This is a genomic window from Streptantibioticus silvisoli, assembly GCF_027947535.2.
GTDB classification, from domain to species: domain Bacteria; phylum Actinomycetota; class Actinomycetes; order Streptomycetales; family Streptomycetaceae; genus Streptantibioticus_C; species Streptantibioticus_C silvisoli.
Genome location: NZ_JAAGKO020000094.1, coordinates 1 through 17733 on the forward strand (window position 1 = coordinate 1; position 17733 = coordinate 17733).

General features: G+C 75.0%; 18 protein-coding genes. 10 read left to right on the forward strand and 8 right to left on the reverse strand.

Features of this window, described 5'->3' with window-relative positions; translation table 11 throughout:
- Positions 1–129: 129 nt before the first annotated feature.
- Positions 130–1260 carry a hypothetical protein gene (locus tag POF43_RS33040; RefSeq protein WP_282698613.1) on the reverse strand — a complete coding sequence of 377 codons (1131 nt, stop codon included), beginning with the start codon at positions 1258–1260 and terminating at the stop codon, positions 130–132.
- Positions 1261–1392: 132 nt separating this feature from the next.
- On the opposite strand from POF43_RS33040, the gene POF43_RS33045 reads away from it, so the two are divergent.
- On the forward strand, positions 1393–4017 hold the full coding sequence (locus tag POF43_RS33045) for a helicase C-terminal domain-containing protein (RefSeq protein ID WP_271325524.1): 2625 nt from the start codon (positions 1393–1395) through the stop codon (positions 4015–4017).
- Between the two features lie 155 nt (positions 4018–4172).
- Here POF43_RS33045 and POF43_RS33050 read toward each other — a convergent pair whose 3' ends face one another.
- Complete coding sequence (locus tag POF43_RS33050) at positions 4173–4859, reverse strand: VanZ family protein (protein WP_271323391.1); 687 nt, start codon at positions 4857–4859, stop codon at positions 4173–4175.
- 539 nt (positions 4860–5398) lie between these two features.
- Here POF43_RS33050 and POF43_RS33055 point away from each other — a divergent pair.
- From POF43_RS33055 to POF43_RS33070, 4 genes are read left to right on the forward strand one after another with little or no spacing between them, the layout of a single operon-like run.
- A complete protein-coding gene (locus POF43_RS33055) occupies positions 5399–5620 on the forward strand; it encodes a DUF397 domain-containing protein (protein WP_271314481.1) in 222 nt (73 codons plus the stop codon).
- A 27-nt stretch (positions 5621–5647) separates the two neighbouring features.
- Positions 5648–5869, forward strand: coding sequence for a DUF397 domain-containing protein (locus POF43_RS33060; protein WP_271314482.1), 222 nt, complete (start codon positions 5648–5650; stop codon positions 5867–5869).
- Positions 5870–5897: 28 nt separating this feature from the next.
- On the forward strand, positions 5898–6119 hold the full coding sequence (locus POF43_RS33065) for a DUF397 domain-containing protein (RefSeq protein ID WP_271323392.1): 222 nt from the start codon (positions 5898–5900) through the stop codon (positions 6117–6119).
- A 28-nt stretch (positions 6120–6147) separates the two neighbouring features.
- Positions 6148–6369 (forward strand): DUF397 domain-containing protein, encoded by a 222-nt coding sequence (locus POF43_RS33070; RefSeq protein WP_271323393.1) that lies wholly within the window; start codon positions 6148–6150, stop codon positions 6367–6369.
- A gap of 68 nt (positions 6370–6437) precedes the next feature.
- Here the strand turns inward: POF43_RS33070 and POF43_RS33075 are convergent, their stop codons facing one another.
- Positions 6438–6638, reverse strand: a complete 201-nt coding sequence (locus POF43_RS33075; RefSeq protein ID WP_271323394.1) for a hypothetical protein — start codon at positions 6636–6638, stop codon at positions 6438–6440.
- A gap of 277 nt (positions 6639–6915) precedes the next feature.
- Here POF43_RS33075 and POF43_RS33080 point away from each other — a divergent pair, with 277 nt between their 5' ends.
- Complete coding sequence (locus tag POF43_RS33080; protein WP_271323395.1) at positions 6916–8565, forward strand: DNA repair helicase XPB; 1650 nt, start codon at positions 6916–6918, stop codon at positions 8563–8565.
- 256 nt (positions 8566–8821) lie between these two features.
- Here the strand turns inward: POF43_RS33080 and POF43_RS33085 are convergent, their stop codons facing one another.
- Both POF43_RS33085 and POF43_RS33090 read right to left on the reverse strand, forming a co-directional pair.
- Positions 8822–10093: a glycosyltransferase 87 family protein gene (locus tag POF43_RS33085; protein WP_271314488.1), complete on the reverse strand. Its 1272-nt coding sequence runs from the start codon at positions 10091–10093 to the stop codon at positions 8822–8824.
- Between the two features lie 88 nt (positions 10094–10181).
- On the reverse strand, positions 10182–10442 hold the full coding sequence (locus tag POF43_RS33090; RefSeq protein WP_271314489.1) for a hypothetical protein: 261 nt from the start codon (positions 10440–10442) through the stop codon (positions 10182–10184).
- Between the two features lie 350 nt (positions 10443–10792).
- Between POF43_RS33090 and POF43_RS33095 the strand changes: the two genes are divergently transcribed.
- On the forward strand, positions 10793–12877 hold the full coding sequence (locus POF43_RS33095) for a HelD family protein (RefSeq protein WP_271314490.1): 2085 nt from the start codon (positions 10793–10795) through the stop codon (positions 12875–12877).
- A 503-nt stretch (positions 12878–13380) separates the two neighbouring features.
- Here POF43_RS33095 and POF43_RS33100 read toward each other — a convergent pair.
- Positions 13381–14094 (reverse strand): copper homeostasis protein CutC, encoded by a 714-nt coding sequence (locus tag POF43_RS33100; protein ID WP_271323396.1) that lies wholly within the window; start codon positions 14092–14094, stop codon positions 13381–13383.
- A gap of 58 nt (positions 14095–14152) precedes the next feature.
- On the opposite strand from POF43_RS33100, the gene POF43_RS33105 reads away from it, so the two are divergent.
- Complete coding sequence (locus POF43_RS33105; RefSeq protein ID WP_271323397.1) at positions 14153–14797, forward strand: HD domain-containing protein; 645 nt, start codon at positions 14153–14155, stop codon at positions 14795–14797.
- Here the strand turns inward: POF43_RS33105 and POF43_RS33110 are convergent.
- Together POF43_RS33110 and POF43_RS33115 are read right to left on the reverse strand one after the other, a co-directional pair.
- On the reverse strand, positions 14766–15062 hold the full coding sequence (locus POF43_RS33110) for a DUF4031 domain-containing protein (RefSeq protein ID WP_271323398.1): 297 nt from the start codon (positions 15060–15062) through the stop codon (positions 14766–14768). The genes POF43_RS33105 and POF43_RS33110 overlap by 32 nt on opposite strands.
- Positions 15059–15406, reverse strand: coding sequence for a DUF8819 family protein (locus tag POF43_RS33115; protein ID WP_271323399.1), 348 nt, complete (start codon positions 15404–15406; stop codon positions 15059–15061). The genes POF43_RS33110 and POF43_RS33115 overlap by 4 nt, the downstream gene beginning before the upstream one ends.
- Positions 15407–15477: 71 nt before the next feature.
- Here POF43_RS33115 and POF43_RS33120 point away from each other — a divergent pair, with 71 nt between their 5' ends.
- Positions 15478–16407, forward strand: coding sequence for a MurR/RpiR family transcriptional regulator (locus POF43_RS33120; RefSeq protein WP_271314495.1), 930 nt, complete (start codon positions 15478–15480; stop codon positions 16405–16407).
- A 56-nt stretch (positions 16408–16463) separates the two neighbouring features.
- Positions 16464–17393, forward strand: a complete 930-nt coding sequence (gene murQ, locus POF43_RS33125) for an N-acetylmuramic acid 6-phosphate etherase (RefSeq protein ID WP_271314496.1) — start codon at positions 16464–16466, stop codon at positions 17391–17393.
- The last annotated feature ends 340 nt before the right edge of the window (positions 17394–17733 follow it).

A 17733-nucleotide genomic window follows, 5' to 3' on the forward strand; every position in this document is an offset into this window, starting at 1 on the left:
GCCGAGGTCGGCGATCGGCGCCGTGGACCCGGGATGTCAGCCGTCGGCCGACACCACCGCCGGCCACCGCCACCCTCAGCCGGCGCGACCGTCAGCCACCCCCACCGTCACCGGGGCGACCCGCCGCCCTCAACCGCGTCGTACGACGCCGCGCCACAGCAGGTACAGCGCCGAGACGACCGCCGCGACCCGGGCGACACCCGGCAGGTCGCCGGTGAAGGCGGTGCCGATCTGGGCGCCGGCCATCCGTGGGCCCCAGTGGCCGGTGGCGCGGCCCCAGAACCAGATGATCGCGCCGACCAGCGTGATCCCGGGCAGGCCGAGCGCCGCGAACTGCGCCTGGCGGCGGCTGATGCCGCGCGAGGTGTACGCCAGCACCCAGCCGGCCGCCATCAGGATCACGTTGCCCAGTACCGCGCCGGCGACCAGCGCGATGGCGGCCAGCACCTCGGTCGGGCCGGTGGGGATGGCGCGGCGCCGGACCGGGGCGGCCTCCACCGGCGCGGCGACCGGCGGGGGCAGCGGGCGCAGCCGGATGCGCGGGATGCGCGGCCGGCGCTTGACCGGCGCGGCGACCTCGGCGGGCGGCTGCCCGGCAGCGGCGAGCTGCTCCTTGGCCTGCTCCATGACCATGGCCAGGGCCTGCGCCTGGAGCTCCTCCAGGGTCGGGGGCGGCGGCTGGAACTCGGACATGATCAAACCGCCGGCCCAGCCGGCGGCGGGCGGCTCACCGACCGGCACGCCCTCACCGGGCCGTCCGGTCCCGTCCGCCGACGTGCGCCACCACTCCGTCGCGGGGCCGGCGGCCGGACCGGCGGCGGCAGCGGCGGCCAGGATGTCGTTGACCGAGGGCGGTGGCGTGCCGCCGCCGGGCGCGGCCCGGCCGGGAACGCCGGGGGCGGCCGCGGGCGGGGCCTTGGCGAAGGAGACCGGCGGCTCGGGGCGTGCGCCGGGGTCCGCCGGCGGGGTCGCGGCGGCCTGGTGGGCGGTGGGGGCCTGATCGGCGGCGGGAGGCCGGTGGGCGGCGGGTGCCACCGTGCCGGAGGCGGCCTCGATGATCTCGCCGGGGCTGCCGAGGCGGCCCAGGATGCGGCGGACGGCGGCCGGGCTGTCGGCGGAGGAGCGGTCACGGGCGCGGTCGATGTCGTTGCGCAACTGCGCGACGAGCCGCATCCGGTCGGCGGCGGGCAGCGTGGTCTGCGCGAGGTCGCCGACCTTGCTCAGGTAGTCGAAGACCAGCCTGTCGCTCTCGATTCCCATCCGTCACCACCCCAAGATCCGTGCGTAGGCGCCTGGTTGACGGTACCGCGCACCGGCCGCGCGGCCCAGCGGCCGCGCCCGGGAAGCAGGCGGCCACCCGGGCCGGCGGTGGCAGGCCGTAATGTGGGACGGATGACCGTCAAGGGGACGCGGGAGGAGCTCGTGGCGACGCAGGCAGCCACCGGGGCCGGGCCACAGGGCGACGGCGCCGTCCCGCGCACGCTCGCGGAGGATCTTCGCGCCCGCGGCGACGAGGCGATCGTGGCGCTGCTGCGCGTACGGCCGGACCTGGTCAGCCCGGTGCCGAACGACCTGACGCAGCTGGCCACCCGGGCCGGCACCCGGGCGTCGGTGGTCCGGGCGCTGGAGCGGCTGGACCGCTTCACCCTCCAGACCGCCGAGGCGCTGGCGGTGGCCGCCGACCCGTGCCCGTACGACGAACTGCTCGGCCTGATGTCGGGGGACACGCCCGACCCCGAGGTGGTGGAGCGGCTGCCGCGGGCGGTGGCGGCGCTGCGCACCGGCGCGCTGGTGTGGGGCACGCAGGACCGGCTGCGGCTGGTGCGCACCGCGCGGGACCTGCTGGCGCCGTCGGCGTCGATGCCGTCGCCGACCGGGCTGGGCCCGGCGGTGGCGGAGGCCGCGGCGGGCATGTCGCCGGGCCGGGTCCAGGAGATCCTGGCGGACGCCGGGCTGCCCTCCACGCACGACGCGGTCAGCGCGGTCGCGGCGCTGCGGGGGTTGTTCGGCGACCGGCGGCGGATGGCCGCGCTGCTGGACGGCGCGCCGCCGGAGGCCGCCGGGGTGCTGGACCGGCTGGTGTGGGGTCCGCCGTACGGCGAGGTGGCGAAGGCCAGCGTGCCGGTGCGGGCCGCCGACGCGGTCACGCCGGTGCAGTGGCTGCTGGCCCGCGGGCTGTTGCTGCCGGCCGGCCCGAACACCGTCGTACTGCCGCGCGAGGCCGCGCTGCACCTGCGCGGCGGACGCGCGCACCGCGTGCCGGAACCGGTCGCCCCGGCCGTGACGCCGCGGGCGACGTACCCGGTGGCCACGGTCGACGCGACGGCGGCCGGTGAGGCGTTCACCGCGACGCGGACCGTGGAGGAACTGCTGAAGGCGTGGGAGACCGGCGGGCCGCCGGTGCTGCGGGCCGGCGGGGTCAGCGTGCGGGACCTGAAGCGGACCGCGGCCACGCTGGACGTCGACGAGCGGCAGGCCGCCTTCTGGCTGGAGCTGGCGTACGCGGCCGGGCTGGTGGCGACGGACGGCGAGGCGGACGAGGTGTTCGCGCCGACCCCGGCGTTCGACGCGTGGCTGGCGGCGCCGGCCGAGCGGCGCTGGGCGGCACTGGTGTCGGCCTGGCTGCCGTCGACCCGCACGCCCGGGCTGGTCGGCGACCGCGACAGCCGCGGCCGCACCCTGGCCGCCCTCGGCCCCGACCTGGACCGCTCGTCGGCGCCGGAGATCCGCCGCCGCGTCCTGCGGCTGCTGGCCGACCTCCCGCCGGGCGCCTCCGCCGACGCCGACGTCCTGCTGACCCGGCTGCGCTGGGAACGCCCGCAGCGTTCGGCCTCCGGGGGGTCTGCCTCCGGTGGTTCCGGCTCCGGCGGTCCTGGTGGCTGGGCGCCCGGTGGGTCGGCCGGTGCCGCCGACGCGCCGGGTGCCGACCGGGCGGCGGGTGCGCGGGACGGGCGGGCGCGGCTGGTGCGCTGGACGGTGGAGCAGGCGGAGGTGCTCGGCGTCACCGGGCGCGGGGCGCTGGCCTCGTACGCCCGGCAGCTGGCCGGTGCGGACGCCGGCGAAGCGGCGGTGGACGAGGCGGCGGCCGTTCTGGCCGGGCTGCTGCCGGAGCCGCTGGACCACGTCCTGCTCCAGGCCGACCTGACGGCGGTGGCGCCGGGGCCGTTGCTGGCGCCGCTGGCGGAGTTCCTCGGGGTGGCGGCGGACATCGAGTCGAAGGGCGGCGCGACGGTCTACCGCTTCACCCCGGAGTCGGTGCGCCGGGCGCTGGACGCCGGCCGCTCCGCCGACGACCTGCACACCTTCCTGGCGGCGCACTCGCGTACGCCGGCGCCGCAACCGCTGACGTACCTGATCGACGACGTGGCCAGACGGCACGGACACCTGCGGGTGGGTGCCGCGTCGGCGTACCTGCGGTGCGACGACGACCACGTGCTGGCCGAGATCCTGGCGGACAAGCGGTCCGCGCCGCTGGGCCTGCGCCGGCTGGCGCCGACCGTGCTGGCGGCCCGGGTGGCGCCGGGCGCGCTGCTGGAACGCCTGCGGGCCATGGGGTACGCCCCGGCCGCCGAGTCGGCCGACGGCGACGTGCTGATCACCCGGGCCGACGCCCACCGCACCCCGCCGCGCGCCGCGCCGGTGCCGGTGCCGGACGGGCCGGCGGTGCCGCCGGACCGGCTGCTGACGACGGCCGTCAAGGCGATCCGGGCCGGCGACCGCGCCGCGGCCGCGGTCCGCCCGCCGGGCCCGCCGAGCCGTCCCGGGGCGCCGCAGGAACAGCCGCCGCGCACGTCGGCCGCCGAGACGCTGGCCACCGTGCAGGCCGCGGTGCTCACCGGGGAGCCGGTGTGGATCGGCTACGTCAACGCGGAAGGCGCCGCCAGCCAGCGCGTCATCGAACCGGTCCGGGTCGAGGGCGGCTTCGTCACCGCCTACGACCGCACCGCGGAAGGCATCCGCCGCTTCTCCCTGCACCGGGTCACGGGGGTACGGGAGTTGGCGGACGAGGCGCCGTAGGGGGTCGCGTCCGCGGCTCGGGGGAGGACGGCCGCGTCAGCGGGCCGGGCGGGAGGGCGGCGGCAACACCGGTGCGGCGGGCGGGGGTTGACGTCGGGCGGGAGGCGTCCGGGTCAACCCCGGGCGGGAGACGTCCGGGTCGGCGGGTGGGCACTTCAGGGGGAGACGGCGTCGCCGCGCCGGTGCCACCAGTGGACGCGGCGGGGGTGGACGGTGCGGCCGAGTTTCCAGCCGATGAGCAGGTAACCGAGCAGCGCGCCGGCGGTGTTGAGGATGACGTCGTCGACGTCGAAGGCGCGGCCCACGACCATGGTCCCCTGCACGGTCTCCACGCAGAGCATGACGAACGCGGTCGCCACCACGACCCGCACCGTGCCGCGGGTCTTCGGGAAGAGCACCGGCAGCAGCAGGCCGAACGGCAGGCCCAGCAGCACGTTGCCGCCGACCTCCTTGAGCGTGACGTGCCAGTCGGGCTGGTCGAAGTAGGCGCGGATCGACGCGCCGGGGTGGAAGTTGGCGTGCACCAGCGAGACCGACGCCGGCGAGGGTACCAGGGTGACCTTGGCGAGCATGGTGGCGAACACCACCATGCACGCGAACGCGATCAGCATGATCACCCCGCGCAACAGCCCCCGCACCGGCGGCCGGCGCGTCGCGGCGAGCCGCTCCTCCCGCACCCGCTCGCGTTCCCGCTCAAGGCGCCCGGCGGCCGCGTTCTCCCGCGCCGCCGCCCACCGCGCCGACAGCCCGTTCCCGCTCTGCTTCGCACGGGCGGTTTTCGCATCGGAGGACTTCGTACCGGAAAACTTCGTCCTGGGGGCCTTGCCGCCGGAGGTTTTCACCCTGGGGGCCTTGCCGCCGGAGGACTTCCCCCCAGGGGTCCGCAACGCCGCAGGCAACAGCCCCTTCCCACGGCCGGTCCGGCCCTTGTCCGTGCTCCCGCCCCGCCGTACCTTCGCTGTTCCAGCCACCCCGACCCTCCGTTCACCCCGAGACCGCCCCGCGCCCCGCGTCTACCCCGGTCGCGGCGGGTGATGCCGGACAGCGGCCGTCCTGTCGCCACGTCACGGCTGGCGCCCGGCCGACGCGTCCGGCCGGCGGACCGCCCGGGGCCCGGTCCGCGCGTACTCGAAATCGACGTCCGACCACGCGATCTGTACAGATCGAATCACCCGTTCGGGGCCGCACAGGCGGATCACCACGGTCTACGATCTTTAGCAGATCCCGTCCCAAAAGGGGAGAGGTGGTGTCATATGCCCGCGCGCTCACGGCAGTTGTGGCCCGAACGTTCCGCCCGTGATCTCTTCGGCTCGGAGATGAGACGCCTGCGCGAGGACACGGCTCCGTTCCGGGACGTGACGGAGGCAGACGTGATGGAGGCATGAGCATGGTTCCCGATCTGTCCCGCGCGGCCTGGCGCAAGTCCTCGCACTCCAACGGCGGCGGCGGCTCGTGCGTGGAGTGGGCGCCGGAGTTCACCTCGGCCGGGGCCGTCCCGGTCCGCGACAGCAAAGACCCGCAGGGGCCGGCCCTGACGTTCACCCCGACCGCCTGGACCGCGTTCGTCGACGCAGTCGCCTCGGGGCGGTTCGGCGACATCTGACCCCTGCCACTCCTACGTGATGGAGGCATGAGCATGGTCCCCGACCTGTCCCACGCGACCTGGCACAAGTCCTCGCACTCCAACGGCGGCGGCGGCGAATGCGTCGAGTGGACACCCCAGTTCGCCGCCTGCGGCACGATCCCGGTCCGCGACAGCAAGAACCCCCAAGGCCCGGCCCTGACCTTCACCCCGACCGCCTGGACCGCGTTCGTCGACGCAGTCGCTTCCGGTGAACTCGGCCAGGTCTGACCCCCGCCCATCCCTACGTGATGGAGACATGAACATGGTCCCCGACCTGTCCCACGCGGCCTGGCGCAAGTCCTCGCACTCCAACGGCGACGGTGGCTCGTGCGTGGAGTGGACACCGCAGTTCGCCCCGGCCGGGGCCGTCCCGGTCCGCGACAGCAAAAACCCGCAGGGGCCGGCCCTGACGTTCACCCCGACCGCCTGGACCGCGTTCGTCGACGCAGTCGCTTCCGGTGAACTCGGCCAGATCTGACACCCGCCCATCCCTACGTGATGGAGACATGAACATGGTCCCCGACCTGTCCCACGCGGCCTGGCGCAAGTCCTCATACTCCAACGGCGACGGCGGCTCGTGCGTGGAGTGGGCACCGGAGTTCAGCCCGGCCGGAGCCGTCCCGGTCCGCGACAGCAAAGACCCCCAAGGCCCGGCCCTGACCTTCACCCCGACCGCCTGGACCGCATTCGTCGACGCGGTGGCCTCGGGAGCGTTCGGCCAGGTCTGAACGCGTTCGGCGGGCGCCGCTTCGTCGCGGCGGCGCGGCGCCCGCCCGCCCCCGCGGCCGCCCCTTGATCACCTCTCCCGCACTATCTGGTCGCGCCTGCCGCCGGGGCGGTTCCTCATCGCCTTCACGAAGAACCTCCCCTGCCGGCTGTCGATGACCGCGAGGAGGTCCGTCCCGAACCCCTGCTCGCCCGGCGGCGCGATCCGGGTCACCTCACCGGTGTACGGCCGGATCAGCGCCCGGAATCCGGGGCCCGGATCAAGAACCACGGGATGTCCATCTCCTCGGATTGCGGCAGCCGGATTGCGGCAGCCGGATTGTGGTCCGTGGGCGGCGTACCCGGCCCATACTCCTGATCATCGGGCACAGGCGAGGGCACGGGCGAGGGGCACGTCTGCCTGCGGAGACAGGTCGTTTCCGTGCGGACGACAGGGGAGGCCGAGCCCCGGCGGAGCGCATCGGGCGCCCGGGATGCCGGGGAATCGCCGTCATGGGTGACACTGGAGGCTTGTCCCCACCAAGCGTGACGAGTCGAAGGGCACCCGCGTGAACGGACCGCTGATCGTCCAGAGCGACAAGACGCTGCTGCTGGAGGTGGACCACGAGCGGGCGGACGAGTGCCGACGGGCCATCGCGCCCTTCGCCGAGCTGGAGCGGGCGCCGGAGCACATCCACACCTACCGGATCACGCCGCTGGGGCTGTGGAACGCGCGGGCGGCCGGGCACGACGCGGAGCAGGTGGTGGACGCGCTGGTGGAGTTCTCGCGCTACCCGGTGCCGCACGCGCTGCTGATCGACGTGGCGGAGACCATGTCGCGTTACGGGCGGCTGAAGCTGCTCAAGCACCCGGTGCACGGCCTGGTGCTGGAGACCACCGACCGGCCGGTGCTCCAGGAGGTGCTGCACTCCAAGAAGGTCCAGCCGCTGGTGGGCACCCGGATCGACCCGGACACGGTGGCCGTGCACCCGTCGGAGCGCGGGCAGATCAAGCAGGTGCTGCTGAAGCTCGGCTGGCCGGCCGAGGACCTGGCCGGCTACGTGGACGGCGAGGCGCACCCGATCGACCTGCGGCAGGACGACTGGAGCCTGCGGCCGTACCAGAAGCAGGCGGTCGAGGGCTTCTGGCACGGCGGCTCGGGCGTCGTCGTGCTGCCGTGCGGCGCGGGAAAGACGCTGGTCGGCGCGGGCGCGATGGCGGAGGCGAAGGCCACCACGCTGATCCTGGTGACCAACACCGTCTCGGCGCGCCAGTGGAAGCACGAACTGGTCAAGCGCACCACGCTGACCGAGGAGGAGATCGGCGAGTACAGCGGCACCCGCAAGGAGATCCGGCCGGTCACCATCGCCACGTACCAGGTGCTGACCACCCGGCGTAAGGGCGTCTACCCGCACCTGGAGCTGTTCGACTCGCGCGACTGGGGGCTGATCGTCTACGACGAGGTGCACCTGCTGCCCGCGCCGGTCTTCAAGTTCACCGCCGACCTCCAGGCCCGCCGCCGGCTCGGGCTGACCGCGACGCTGGTGCGCGAGGACGGCCGCGAGTCGGACGTCTTCTCGCTGATCGGCCCCAAGCGGTTCGACGCGCCGTGGAAGGAGATCGAGGCGCAGGGCTACATCGCGCCCGCCGACTGCGTCGAGGTCCGGGTCAACCTCACCGACTCCGAACGGCTGGCGTACGCCACCGCCGAGACGGACGAGAAGTACCGGTTCTGCGCGACCACCGCGAGCAAGCGGAAGGTCACCGAGGCGCTGGTCCGCCGCCACCAGGGGGAGCAGACGCTGGTCATCGGCCAGTACATCGACCAGCTCGACGAACTCGGCGAGCACCTCGACGCGCCGGTGATCAAGGGCGAGACGCCCAACGCGCAGCGCGAGAAGCTCTTCGAGGCGTTCCGGCAGGGCGAGATCAGCGTCCTGGTGGTCTCCAAGGTCGCCAACTTCTCCATCGACCTGCCGGAGGCGACCGTCGCCATTCAGGTCTCCGGTACGTTCGGCTCCCGCCAGGAGGAGGCGCAGCGCCTCGGCCGCGTCCTGCGCCCGAAGGCCGACGGCCACGAGGCGCGCTTCTACTCGGTCGTGGCCCGCGACACCGTCGACCAGGACTTCGCCGCCCACCGCCAGCGCTTCCTGGCCGAGCAGGGCTACGCCTACCGCATCATCGACTCCGACGACGTCCTGGCCGGCGACGACGTCTGAGTTCTCGCACGGGAGGCGTCTTCGGCGGCGGGGGCACGTCCGATCTTCTGGCGTCCGACGTTCTCGCGTCCGACGTTCTCGCGGCGGAAGCGCCTTCAGCGGCGGGGGCACGTAAGCGACGGCTGACGGAGGAGCCCTTCGGGGACGCGGGAGCTGTGGGGCACGCACGTCCGCGACGGCGCACGTCCGCGACGCCTGACGGAGGAGCCTTCGAAGCCGGCCGACCCGACCGCATCCGCCGGCGCCGACGCCGTCCTCAGCTGATCGGGGCCGGCTTCAGGGGCCTGCGGGCCCGGTCCGACGCCGCGCGGGTGCGGACCCGGGCCCGGACGCGGGCCGCGGCGACGGCGAGGAAGAGCAGGCCCATCACGGGGTAGGGCGACAGCAGGGGCTGGTGCCACCAGGACATGTCCAGCACGTGCAGGCCGGGCCGGTGCTCCAGCCACATGCTGCGCAGGAAGAACGCGACCGTGACCGCCCCGACGGCGATCCAGCGCCAGGTGACCCGCCGGGCCTCGGCCGCCAGCACGACGATGAGCGGTACGCACCAGACCCAGTGGTGCGACCAGCTGATCGGGGAGACCAGCAGCGCGGTGATCGCCGCGCACAGCACGCCCCAGGTCTCCAGTCCGCGGCGGGAGGCCCACGCGGCCACCGCGAGGCCGGCGACCGCGGTGACCGCGGCGGCGGCCACCCACCAGGCGCCGGGGTGCGTGGTGTGCAGCAGGCGGGCCATCATGCCCTGCAACGACTGGTTGTCGACGATCCACGGTTTGCCGACCCGTGAGGTGTCGAACATCTCCCGGGTCCAGTAGCGCCAGCTGGCGTCGGGCAGCACCAGCCAGCCGAGGGTGACGGTGCCGGCGAAGGAGGCCGCGGATATCGCGGCGGCCTTGACCCGGCCGGACAGCAGCAGGTAGACGGCGAACAGGCCGGGGGTGAGTTTGACGCCGGCCGCGATGCCGATGGCTATGCCCTTGCCCCAGGCCCGGTCCGGCCGGGACAGGTCCCACAGCACCAGGCAGGCCAGCGCCAGGTTGATCTGGCCGAAGGCGAGCGTCTGGAAGACCGGTTCGACCCATATGCCGAGCGCGACAGCGACCAGCAGCGCGGCCGGCCGGGCGGAGGCGCGGCGGGGCCAGCCGGCGAAGCGGAACGACAGGTGGGCCAGCAGGCCGAGCAGGACGACGTTGACCTCGGTGGCCGCGACCCGCAGCAGGTTCATCGGCAGCCACGAGGTCGGCACGAACATGATCGCGGCGAACGGCGGATAGGTCGCGGGCAGCTTCCAGCGGGTGACGCGCAGGTCGTACAGGCCGTGGCCGGTGGCGGCGGCCATGCCCTCGGCGCGGTAGACCATCGCGTCGGCCATCGGGAAGCGCAGCGTCAGGCAGAGCACCGCGTAGCCGGTCAGCGAGACGGCCAGCAGCACGGTCGCCAGCGTCAGCGATCGTCTGGGGGCGGCGGCCAGCGCCACCCTCAAGGTCGAGGCGTCACGCTCGTTACCGCGTACGGCGGTGGTGGTCATCGTTGCCCGCTCCTGCGTTCGCCGTCCGCGTGTTCCACGGCGGCGACCCTACCCGGGGAGTGGGCGAATCACGCTCTGTCGTGGGATATCAGTGCTCGCCGCGGCCCTGACGTGGTATTCCGGCGCCAAGCGGACCGGAGTGACGCGTTCCGTCGGCGCCGAGGACGACGACGCGGAAGGCGGTGTCGAGGAAGACGCCGGCCGCGCGCAGCATCTCGCCGAGACGGTGCCGGGGGTGGTCGGGGTCGAGGTCGGGGCGCGGTCCGGCGCCGGGCGGCGCGGTGCGCGGTGGGGGCAGCGCGGAGGCGGCGGTGCTGCCTCTGATCGGGTTGACCGTGTGGGTGTTCATGTCTCCAACAGTAGGGTTTGGCCCCTTTGGCGTAAATCAGTCGCCGGGATGACCTTCCTCCCCCGTGTCCCCTACGGGCCGGTCCCCCGTTCGGCGCAGGGGCCGTAGGGGACGGCCCCGGAGGGGACGCGGGGAAATCCCGTTCGCGCCGGGCCCGGGGGCGGCGTAGGATTCCGCGTCTTGCCATCTCCCGGGCCGGCCGCGTGGACGCGGGGCCGGGAGCGCCGTCCGGTTGGAAACCGGCGGCATTCGCGTCGCACAGCCGTCACCGGCGGCGGCGGCCGGCCGTCGCCGTTCCCCGGGGCGGCTTGCCGCGGCCATGCCACCGTGTACCCGAAAGGCAACCGCTCGTGTCCAGTCTGCTGCCCAGCCAGTCCCCCGAAGCACCCGAGGACACCGGCCCCCTGGAGCGCGAGCGCGCCCACCTGACCGCCTCGCGCGAGGCACTGCGGGCGATGCGCGCCGACGCCGAGGCGCTCGACCTCAGCAACGTCACCGCGAACTGGGTCAACGCCCAGGTGCTGCACGCCCAGATCGAGGCGCGGATCGAGGCGCTGGCCGACATGGCGCACACCCCACTGTTCTTCGGCCGGGTGAACTACGCGCACGCGCCCGGGGCGGAGCAGGCCGAGGGCGCGCTGGGCGAGAAGTTCTACATCGGCCGGCGGCACGTGCACGACGGGGACGGCGACCCGATGGTCATCGACTGGCGTGCGCCGGTCTCCCAGCCGTTCTACCAGGCGTCGCGCAAGAACCCGATGGACGTGCTGCTGCGCCGCCGGTTCGGCTACACCGGCGGCGCCCTGACCGCGTACGAGGACGAGCACCTGACGGACGCCGACGAGGCGGACACCACCAGTCAGCTGCTCCAGACCGAGATCGAGCGCCCGCGTGTCGGGCCGATGCGCGACATCGTGGCGACGATCCAGCCCGAGCAGGACGAGATCGTGCGGTCCGGCATCGGCGGCACGGTGTGCGTGCAGGGGGCGCCGGGCACCGGGAAGACGGCGGTGGGGCTGCACCGGGTGGCGTACCTGCTGTACGCGCACCGCGAGCGGCTGGCGCGCACCGGCACGCTGGTGGTCGGGCCGAACTCCTCGTTCCTGCGGTACATCGAGCAGGTGCTGCCCGCGCTGGGCGAGTTGCACGTCAAGCAGGCCACCGTCGGCGACCTGGTGGCCCATGTGCCGGTCAAGGGCGTGGACAGCGCGGAGGCGGCGCGGATCAAGGGTGACGCGCGGATGGCGGAGGTGATCCGGCGTGCGGTGCGGTCCGGCATCGCGGCGCCGGCCGAGCCGCTGATGGTGGTGCGCGGTTCGCGGCGCTGGCGCGTTCCGGCGTACGAGCTCCAGGAGCTGGTGGAGGAGTTGACGGCCCGCGACATGCGCTACGGCGCGGCGGCGGAGGCGTTGCCGCAGCGGATCGCGCACGCGGTACTGGTGCGGATGGAGGCGGCGGGCGAGGCGCCGGACGACCGGGTGCAGGACGCGGTGGCGCGGTCGGCGCCGGTGAAGGCGGCGGTGAAGGCGATGTGGCCGCCGGTGGACCCGGCGAAGCTGGTGCTGCGGCTGCTGTCGGACGCGGAGTTCCTGGCCGCCGCGGCGGACGGGCTGCTGTCGGCCGAGGAGCAGGAGACGATCCGCTGGGCGGTGCCGGCCCGCGGGGTGAAGTCGGCGCGCTGGTCGGCGGCCGACGCGGTGCTGGTGGACGAGGCGATGGACCAGGTGCAGCGCACCGGTTCGCTGGGCCACGTGGTGCTGGACGAGGCGCAGGACCTGTCGCCGATGCAGTACCGCGCGGTGGGGCGGCGGTGTACGACGGGTTCGGCGACCGTGCTGGGCGACATCGCGCAGGGCACCACGCCGTGGGCGACGGACAGTTGGCAGGAGGCGCTGGCGCACCTGGGCAAACCGGAGGGGCACATCGAGGAGTTGACCCGCGGTTTCCGCGTGCCGCGTGAGGTGATCGCGTACGCCTCCCGGCTGCTGCCGCAGATCGCGCCGCAGCTGGCGCCGGCCACCTCGGTGCGTGAGTCGGCCGGTGACCTGCGCGTGCGGGCGGTGTCCGCCGGGGAGTCGGTGGCCTCGGTGGTCGCGGCGTGCGAGGAGTCGCTGGGCCGTGAGGGGTCGATCGGCCTGATCGCGGCCGACGCCCGGATCCCGGAGCTGGCCGCGGCGCTGACCGCGGCCGGCCTGCCGTATCTGGCACCCGGTGAGGAGACTTCCGCCGAGGCGCGGCTGACGCTGGTTCCCGCGTCGCTGGCGAAGGGCCTGGAGTACGACTACGTGGTGCTGGACGAACCGGCCGCCGTGGTCGACGGCGAGCCCGACGTACGCACCGGTCTGCGCCGCCTGTACGTGGCCCTCACCCGTGCGGTCTCCGGCCTCACCGTCGTGCACTGCGAGCCGCTGCCGGAGGCGCTGGCGCAGGTGTGAGGGCCTGGCGGGCGGCTGCCGGGCCCGGGCGCCGCGGGCGGTGCGGGCCGCCGCCCAGCGGCCGTACAGCCGGCCGGCGGCGGGCCCGCGGCGCCGGGGCCCGGGCCGTGTCCGGTGAGCCCTGGCGGGTTCGCGCCGCCCGGTACGCACCCGGCCGTGCTGCCGGAACGCCCCGACGGGACCGACTGCCGCAACGCTCCGGCGCCTTGCTCCCCCAGCCTCCGGTGGGCAGGTGCCCTCGCACCGCAGCGGACGCCGCTTCCGGGCCGCCCCGGTGCGCCGGTATCGGGCCTGGGCCGTGTCCGGCGAATCGTGGTGGAGGGAGGGCGCCCTGTCAGGGGCGCGGGGAACTGCGCGGGGAGTCCTGCCGGCCGGTGGCCGGACGACGGCCCTGCCGCTACGGCGAGTGGTCGTCCGCGGGTCGCGTCGTGGCTGGTCGCGCGGTTCCCCGCGCCCCTTCGGGCGCGCACCCTGCCCCGGCCCCCTGATCCGCCGGACAGGCTCTAGCCGACCGGGACCGGGGCCGGCGGGGCGTCGAGCGCCTCGCGCCAGGTGCGGACCGCCGCCGGGTCGACCGGGGCGGCCCAGCCGCCGGCCCGGACGGCGCCGCCGACGTGGAAGCCGTCGATGCCGGCGGCCCGCAGCGCGGGGAGGTGGCCGGCGCGCAGGCCGCCGCCGACCAGGATGCGCGGCGCGTCGACGGCGGCGCGGGCGGCCTCGGCGAGCAGTACCGGCAGGCCGTCGTCGACGCCGTTCGGCGAGCCGGCGGTGAGGTAGGCGTCCAGGCCGGGCAGTGCGGCCAGCCGGGCGCGCAGCCGGGCGCGGTCGGCGGCCCGGTCCAGCGCGCGGTGGAAGGTCCAGCGGCAGCCGTCGATGACGCCGGCCAGGGCGGTGAGCGCGGCGATGTCGGGTTCGCCGTCGGCGTCGAGGAAGCCGAGGACGAACTCCCGGGCGCCCTCGGCCCGCAGGGCCGCCGCGTCCGCGCACAGGGCGTCGAGGGCGGCCGGGCCGCCGACCTGGAAGCCGTCGCGGGACCGCAGCATGACGCGTACCGGCAGGTCCACGGCGGCGCGTACCGCGGCGAAGGTCTCCCGGGACGGGGTGAGGCCGTCGGACGCCATGTCAGCGACCAGTTCGAGGCGGTCCGCCCCGCCGGCCTGTGCGGCGAGCGCGTCGTCGGCGCCCAGCGCGATCACTTCGAAGATTGGTCTAGACATATACGTCAGGGTGCCACAGCCGGGCCCGCGTCGCCACGGCATCGCGCAGAATGGCCGCATGAGTCACCACCCGTCGCACGACCGCCTGCTGGCCGGCTGGAGCACGGTCCTGACCCGTGCGGGCGCCACCGCCGATCCGGCCCCCTACGGCGAGAACCTGCTGGCGCGCTGGGCCGAACCGCAGCGCAAGTACCACACGATCGATCACCTCGACGCGGTACTGGCCCGGGTGGACGAGCTGGCCGGGCACGCCGCAGATCGTGACGTAGTAGTGCTGGCCGCCTGGTTCCACGACGCGGTCTACCGCCCGGACCGCTCGCAGAACGAGGAACGCAGCGCCGCGCTGGCCGAACGCGCCCTGCCGGAGGCCGGGTTGGCCGACGGTGTCACGGCCGCCGTCGCCCGGCTGGTGCGCCTGACCACCGGCCACGATCCCGCCCCCGGCGACCGGGACGGCGAGGTGCTCTGCGACGCCGACCTCGCGGTACTGGCCGGCTCCCCCGCCGCGTACGCCGCCTACGCCGCCGCCGTGCGCGAGGAGTACGCGTTCGTCCCCGAGGACGTCTTCCGGGCCGGCCGGGCCGACGTACTGCGCCAGTTGCTCGCGCTGCCCGGCCTGTTCCGCACCCCGCACGGCCGGCGGCACTGGGAGCGTGCCGCCCGGGCCAACCTCACCGGTGAGCTGGCGCTGCTGTCGGCGTGAGGCGTACCGCGTGCTTGCGGCGGCGCAGACCGGCCGCGGTGAGCAGCCGCACGACGTCGCGGCTGCGGACCTCGACGGCGCCGAGGCGGACGGCGTCGCGGTAGGAGGCGGCCGGGATGTCGTAGTGGTCGCGTTCGAAGGCGCGCGGCGGGGCGCCGAGGCGGCGGGCGAAGGCGTGCAGTTCGTCGTAGGAGTCGTCGCTGACCAGGTGGGACCACAGGCGGCCGTGGCCCGGCCAGGCGGGCGGGTCGATGTAGACCGTCACGTCAGGCCGCCGACCGGGGCGACGACGGTGCCATACGGGGAGCACACCCAGTGCGGGTCGGGGCCGAGTTCCGGTTCGACGTCGAGCGCGTGCGGCTCGGCGCAGGACGGGCACAGCGGCCAGCGGCCCCGGCGTTCCAGCAGCGCGTCCTGCACGTCCTGGGCGACCAGTCCGGCCACGAACTCGGCGCCGTCCGGCCACTGCGCCACCCACCACCGGCGGTGCGTCACGGCGGCCTCGACCAGCGAGACGACCTCGGGGTCGGCGACCTCGCGGGCCGCCAGGTCGGCGAGCACCCGGGCCCGCGCGCCGTGCAGTGCGACTTCCAGTTCATCGTCAGGCATGTCAACCATTGTCCCCCGCTCGCCCGGACGGGGGCCTTGACGGCCCCCCTGCGCGAAAATACCTTTCAAAGGTGACTCAGCAGGCGAAAGAAACTTTCCGGTCCCGTACGGCGGGCGGCGGCACGGCTCTGGCCGCCAAGGTGCGTACGCTCGGCCCGTCCATGACCCGTTCCATGCAGCGGGTGGCCGAGGCGGTCGCGAGCGACCCCGCGGGCTGCGCCCGGCTGACGGTCACCGCGCTCGCGCAGCACACCGGCACCAGCGAGGCCACCGTGGTGCGCACCGCGCGCATCCTGGGCTACCCCGGGTACCGCGACCTGCGGCTGGCACTGGCCGCGTTCGCCGCCCAGCAGGAGGCCGGCGCGCCGGCCGCGGTGACCGCCGACATCGCCGTTGACGACCCGCTGGCCGACGTGGTCGCCAAGCTCGCGCACGACGAGCGGCAGACGCTGGCCGACACCGCCGCCGGACTGGACGTCGGCCAGCTGGAGGCGGCCGTCGCCGCGCTGGCCACCGCCCGCCGCATCGACGTCTACGGCACCGGCGCCTCCTCGCTGGTCGGCCAGGACCTGGCCCAGAAGCTGCTGCGGATCGGCCTGATCGCGCACGCCCACAGCGACCCGCACCTGGCGGTCACCAACGCCGTCCAGCTGCGCCAGGGCGACGTGGCGCTGGCCATCACGCACTCCGGCGGCACGGTCGACGTCATAGAGCCGCTGCGCGTCGCCTTCGACCAGGGCGCCACCACCGTCGCGATAACCGGACGGCCGGACAGCGCCGTCGCCCAGTACGCCGACCACGTGCTGACCACCTCCACCTCGCGCGAGAGCGAGCTGCGGCCGGCCGCCATGTCCAGCCGCACCGGTCAACTGCTCGTCGTGGACTGCCTGTTCGTCGGGGTCGCGCAGCGCACCTACGAGCGGGCCGCCCCCGCGCTGTCCGCGTCGTACGAGGCCCTGGCGCACCGCCACCACCAGCCGCGCCCCACCACCCGCCCGTAACGCCTCCGGCTCACCCTGCCGGGCCCCACCCCGACCAGTGAAGGACCGCCTCACCCATGCCCAGAAACGACGCTCTGCGGCGCGAGTTGGACACCTTGACCACCGAGGCGTTCCGCCCGGAGCTCGCGGACATCGACCGGCTTCCGACGGCGGAGATCGTCGCGCTCATGAACGCCGAGGACTCCGGCGTGTCCGCGGCCGTCGCCGCCGGGCTGCCGGTCATCGCGGACGCCATCGACGCCGCCGCCGAACGGATGGCCCGCGGCGGCCGGCTGGTCTACGCGGGCGCCGGCACCGCGGGCCGGCTCGGCGTGCTGGACGCCAGCGAGTGCCCGCCGACGTTCAACACCTCCCCCGGCCAGGTCGTCGGGCTGATCGCCGGCGGGCCGGGGGCGATGTCCCACGCGGTCGAGGGCGCCGAGGACAGCCGCGAGATGGCCGCCGCCGACCTCGACGCGCTGGGGGTCGGCCCGGACGACACGGTGGTCGGCGTGTCCGCCTCCGGCCGCACGCCCTACGCGGTCGGCGCGGTCGAACACGCCCGGCGGCTGGGCGCGCTGACCGTGGGCCTGTCGTGCAACGCGCACTCACCGCTGGCCCGGGCCGCCGAGCACGGCGTCGAGGTGGTCACCGGTCCGGAGCTGCTGACCGGTTCCACCCGGCTGAAGGCGGGCACCGCGCAGAAGATGGTGCTCAACATGATCTCGACCGTCGCGATGATCAGACTGGGCAAGACCTACGGCAATCTGATGGTCGATCTGCGGTCGTCCAACGAGAAGCTGCGGGCCCGCTCCCAGCGGATCGTGGAACTGGCCACCGGCGCCGGGCCGGACGAGATCGAGGCGGCGCTCAGCGCGGCGGACGGCGAGGTGAAGACCGCGATCCTGATGGTGCTGGCCGGCGTCGACGCGCCCACCGCAGACCGCCTGCTGACCACCGCCGACGGCCACCTGCGGGCCGCCCTCCAGGCCGCGTCCCCGGCGTAACCGACCGCGGCACCGGGCCGCGCCCCCAAGCCGGGCGCCCGGGCGGACCTGACACCGCCCGGGCACCCGTCACACCGTCGGATTGTCGGGCTGCCGGGCCGCCACACCGGCCGGCACCGCCGCGGCGGCTCTTCCCGGCGCCCCGAAGCGCTCCGGGGGCGCCCCGAAGCCCCTCGGCACCCTGCCCGGTGCACCGCCGCGCTCCCGCACCGCCGCGCTCCCGCGGCCCTGCACCCCGCATCCGGTGCCCCGCCGCCCCCCGACACCCCCGCCCGCGCCCGCACACCCCCCGCACCGCCGCGCCCCCACACCGCCGCGCTCCCGCGCACCCTGACGCCCC

Excerpts from the sequence above, each read along its gene's own strand:
- POF43_RS33040 (WP_282698613.1), bottom strand. The coding sequence starts at position 1,260 with ATGGGAATCGAGAGCGACAGGCTGGTCTTCGACTACCTGAGCAAGGTC.
- POF43_RS33045 (WP_271325524.1), top strand. The coding sequence starts at position 1,393 with ATGACCGTCAAGGGGACGCGGGAGGAGCTCGTGGCGACGCAGGCAGCC.
- POF43_RS33055 (WP_271314481.1), top strand. The coding sequence starts at position 5,399 with ATGAGCATGGTTCCCGATCTGTCCCGCGCGGCCTGGCGCAAGTCCTCG.
- POF43_RS33060 (WP_271314482.1), top strand. The coding sequence starts at position 5,648 with ATGAGCATGGTCCCCGACCTGTCCCACGCGACCTGGCACAAGTCCTCG.
- POF43_RS33065 (WP_271323392.1), top strand. The coding sequence starts at position 5,898 with ATGAACATGGTCCCCGACCTGTCCCACGCGGCCTGGCGCAAGTCCTCG.
- POF43_RS33070 (WP_271323393.1), top strand. The coding sequence starts at position 6,148 with ATGAACATGGTCCCCGACCTGTCCCACGCGGCCTGGCGCAAGTCCTCA.
- POF43_RS33085 (WP_271314488.1), bottom strand. The coding sequence starts at position 10,093 with ATGACCACCACCGCCGTACGCGGTAACGAGCGTGACGCCTCGACCTTG.
- POF43_RS33090 (WP_271314489.1), bottom strand. The coding sequence starts at position 10,442 with ATGAACACCCACACGGTCAACCCGATCAGAGGCAGCACCGCCGCCTCC.
- POF43_RS33100 (WP_271323396.1), bottom strand. The coding sequence starts at position 14,094 with ATGTCTAGACCAATCTTCGAAGTGATCGCGCTGGGCGCCGACGACGCG.
- POF43_RS33105 (WP_271323397.1), top strand. The coding sequence starts at position 14,153 with ATGAGTCACCACCCGTCGCACGACCGCCTGCTGGCCGGCTGGAGCACG.
- POF43_RS33115 (WP_271323399.1), bottom strand. The coding sequence starts at position 15,406 with ATGCCTGACGATGAACTGGAAGTCGCACTGCACGGCGCGCGGGCCCGG.
- murQ (WP_271314496.1), top strand. The coding sequence starts at position 16,464 with ATGCCCAGAAACGACGCTCTGCGGCGCGAGTTGGACACCTTGACCACC.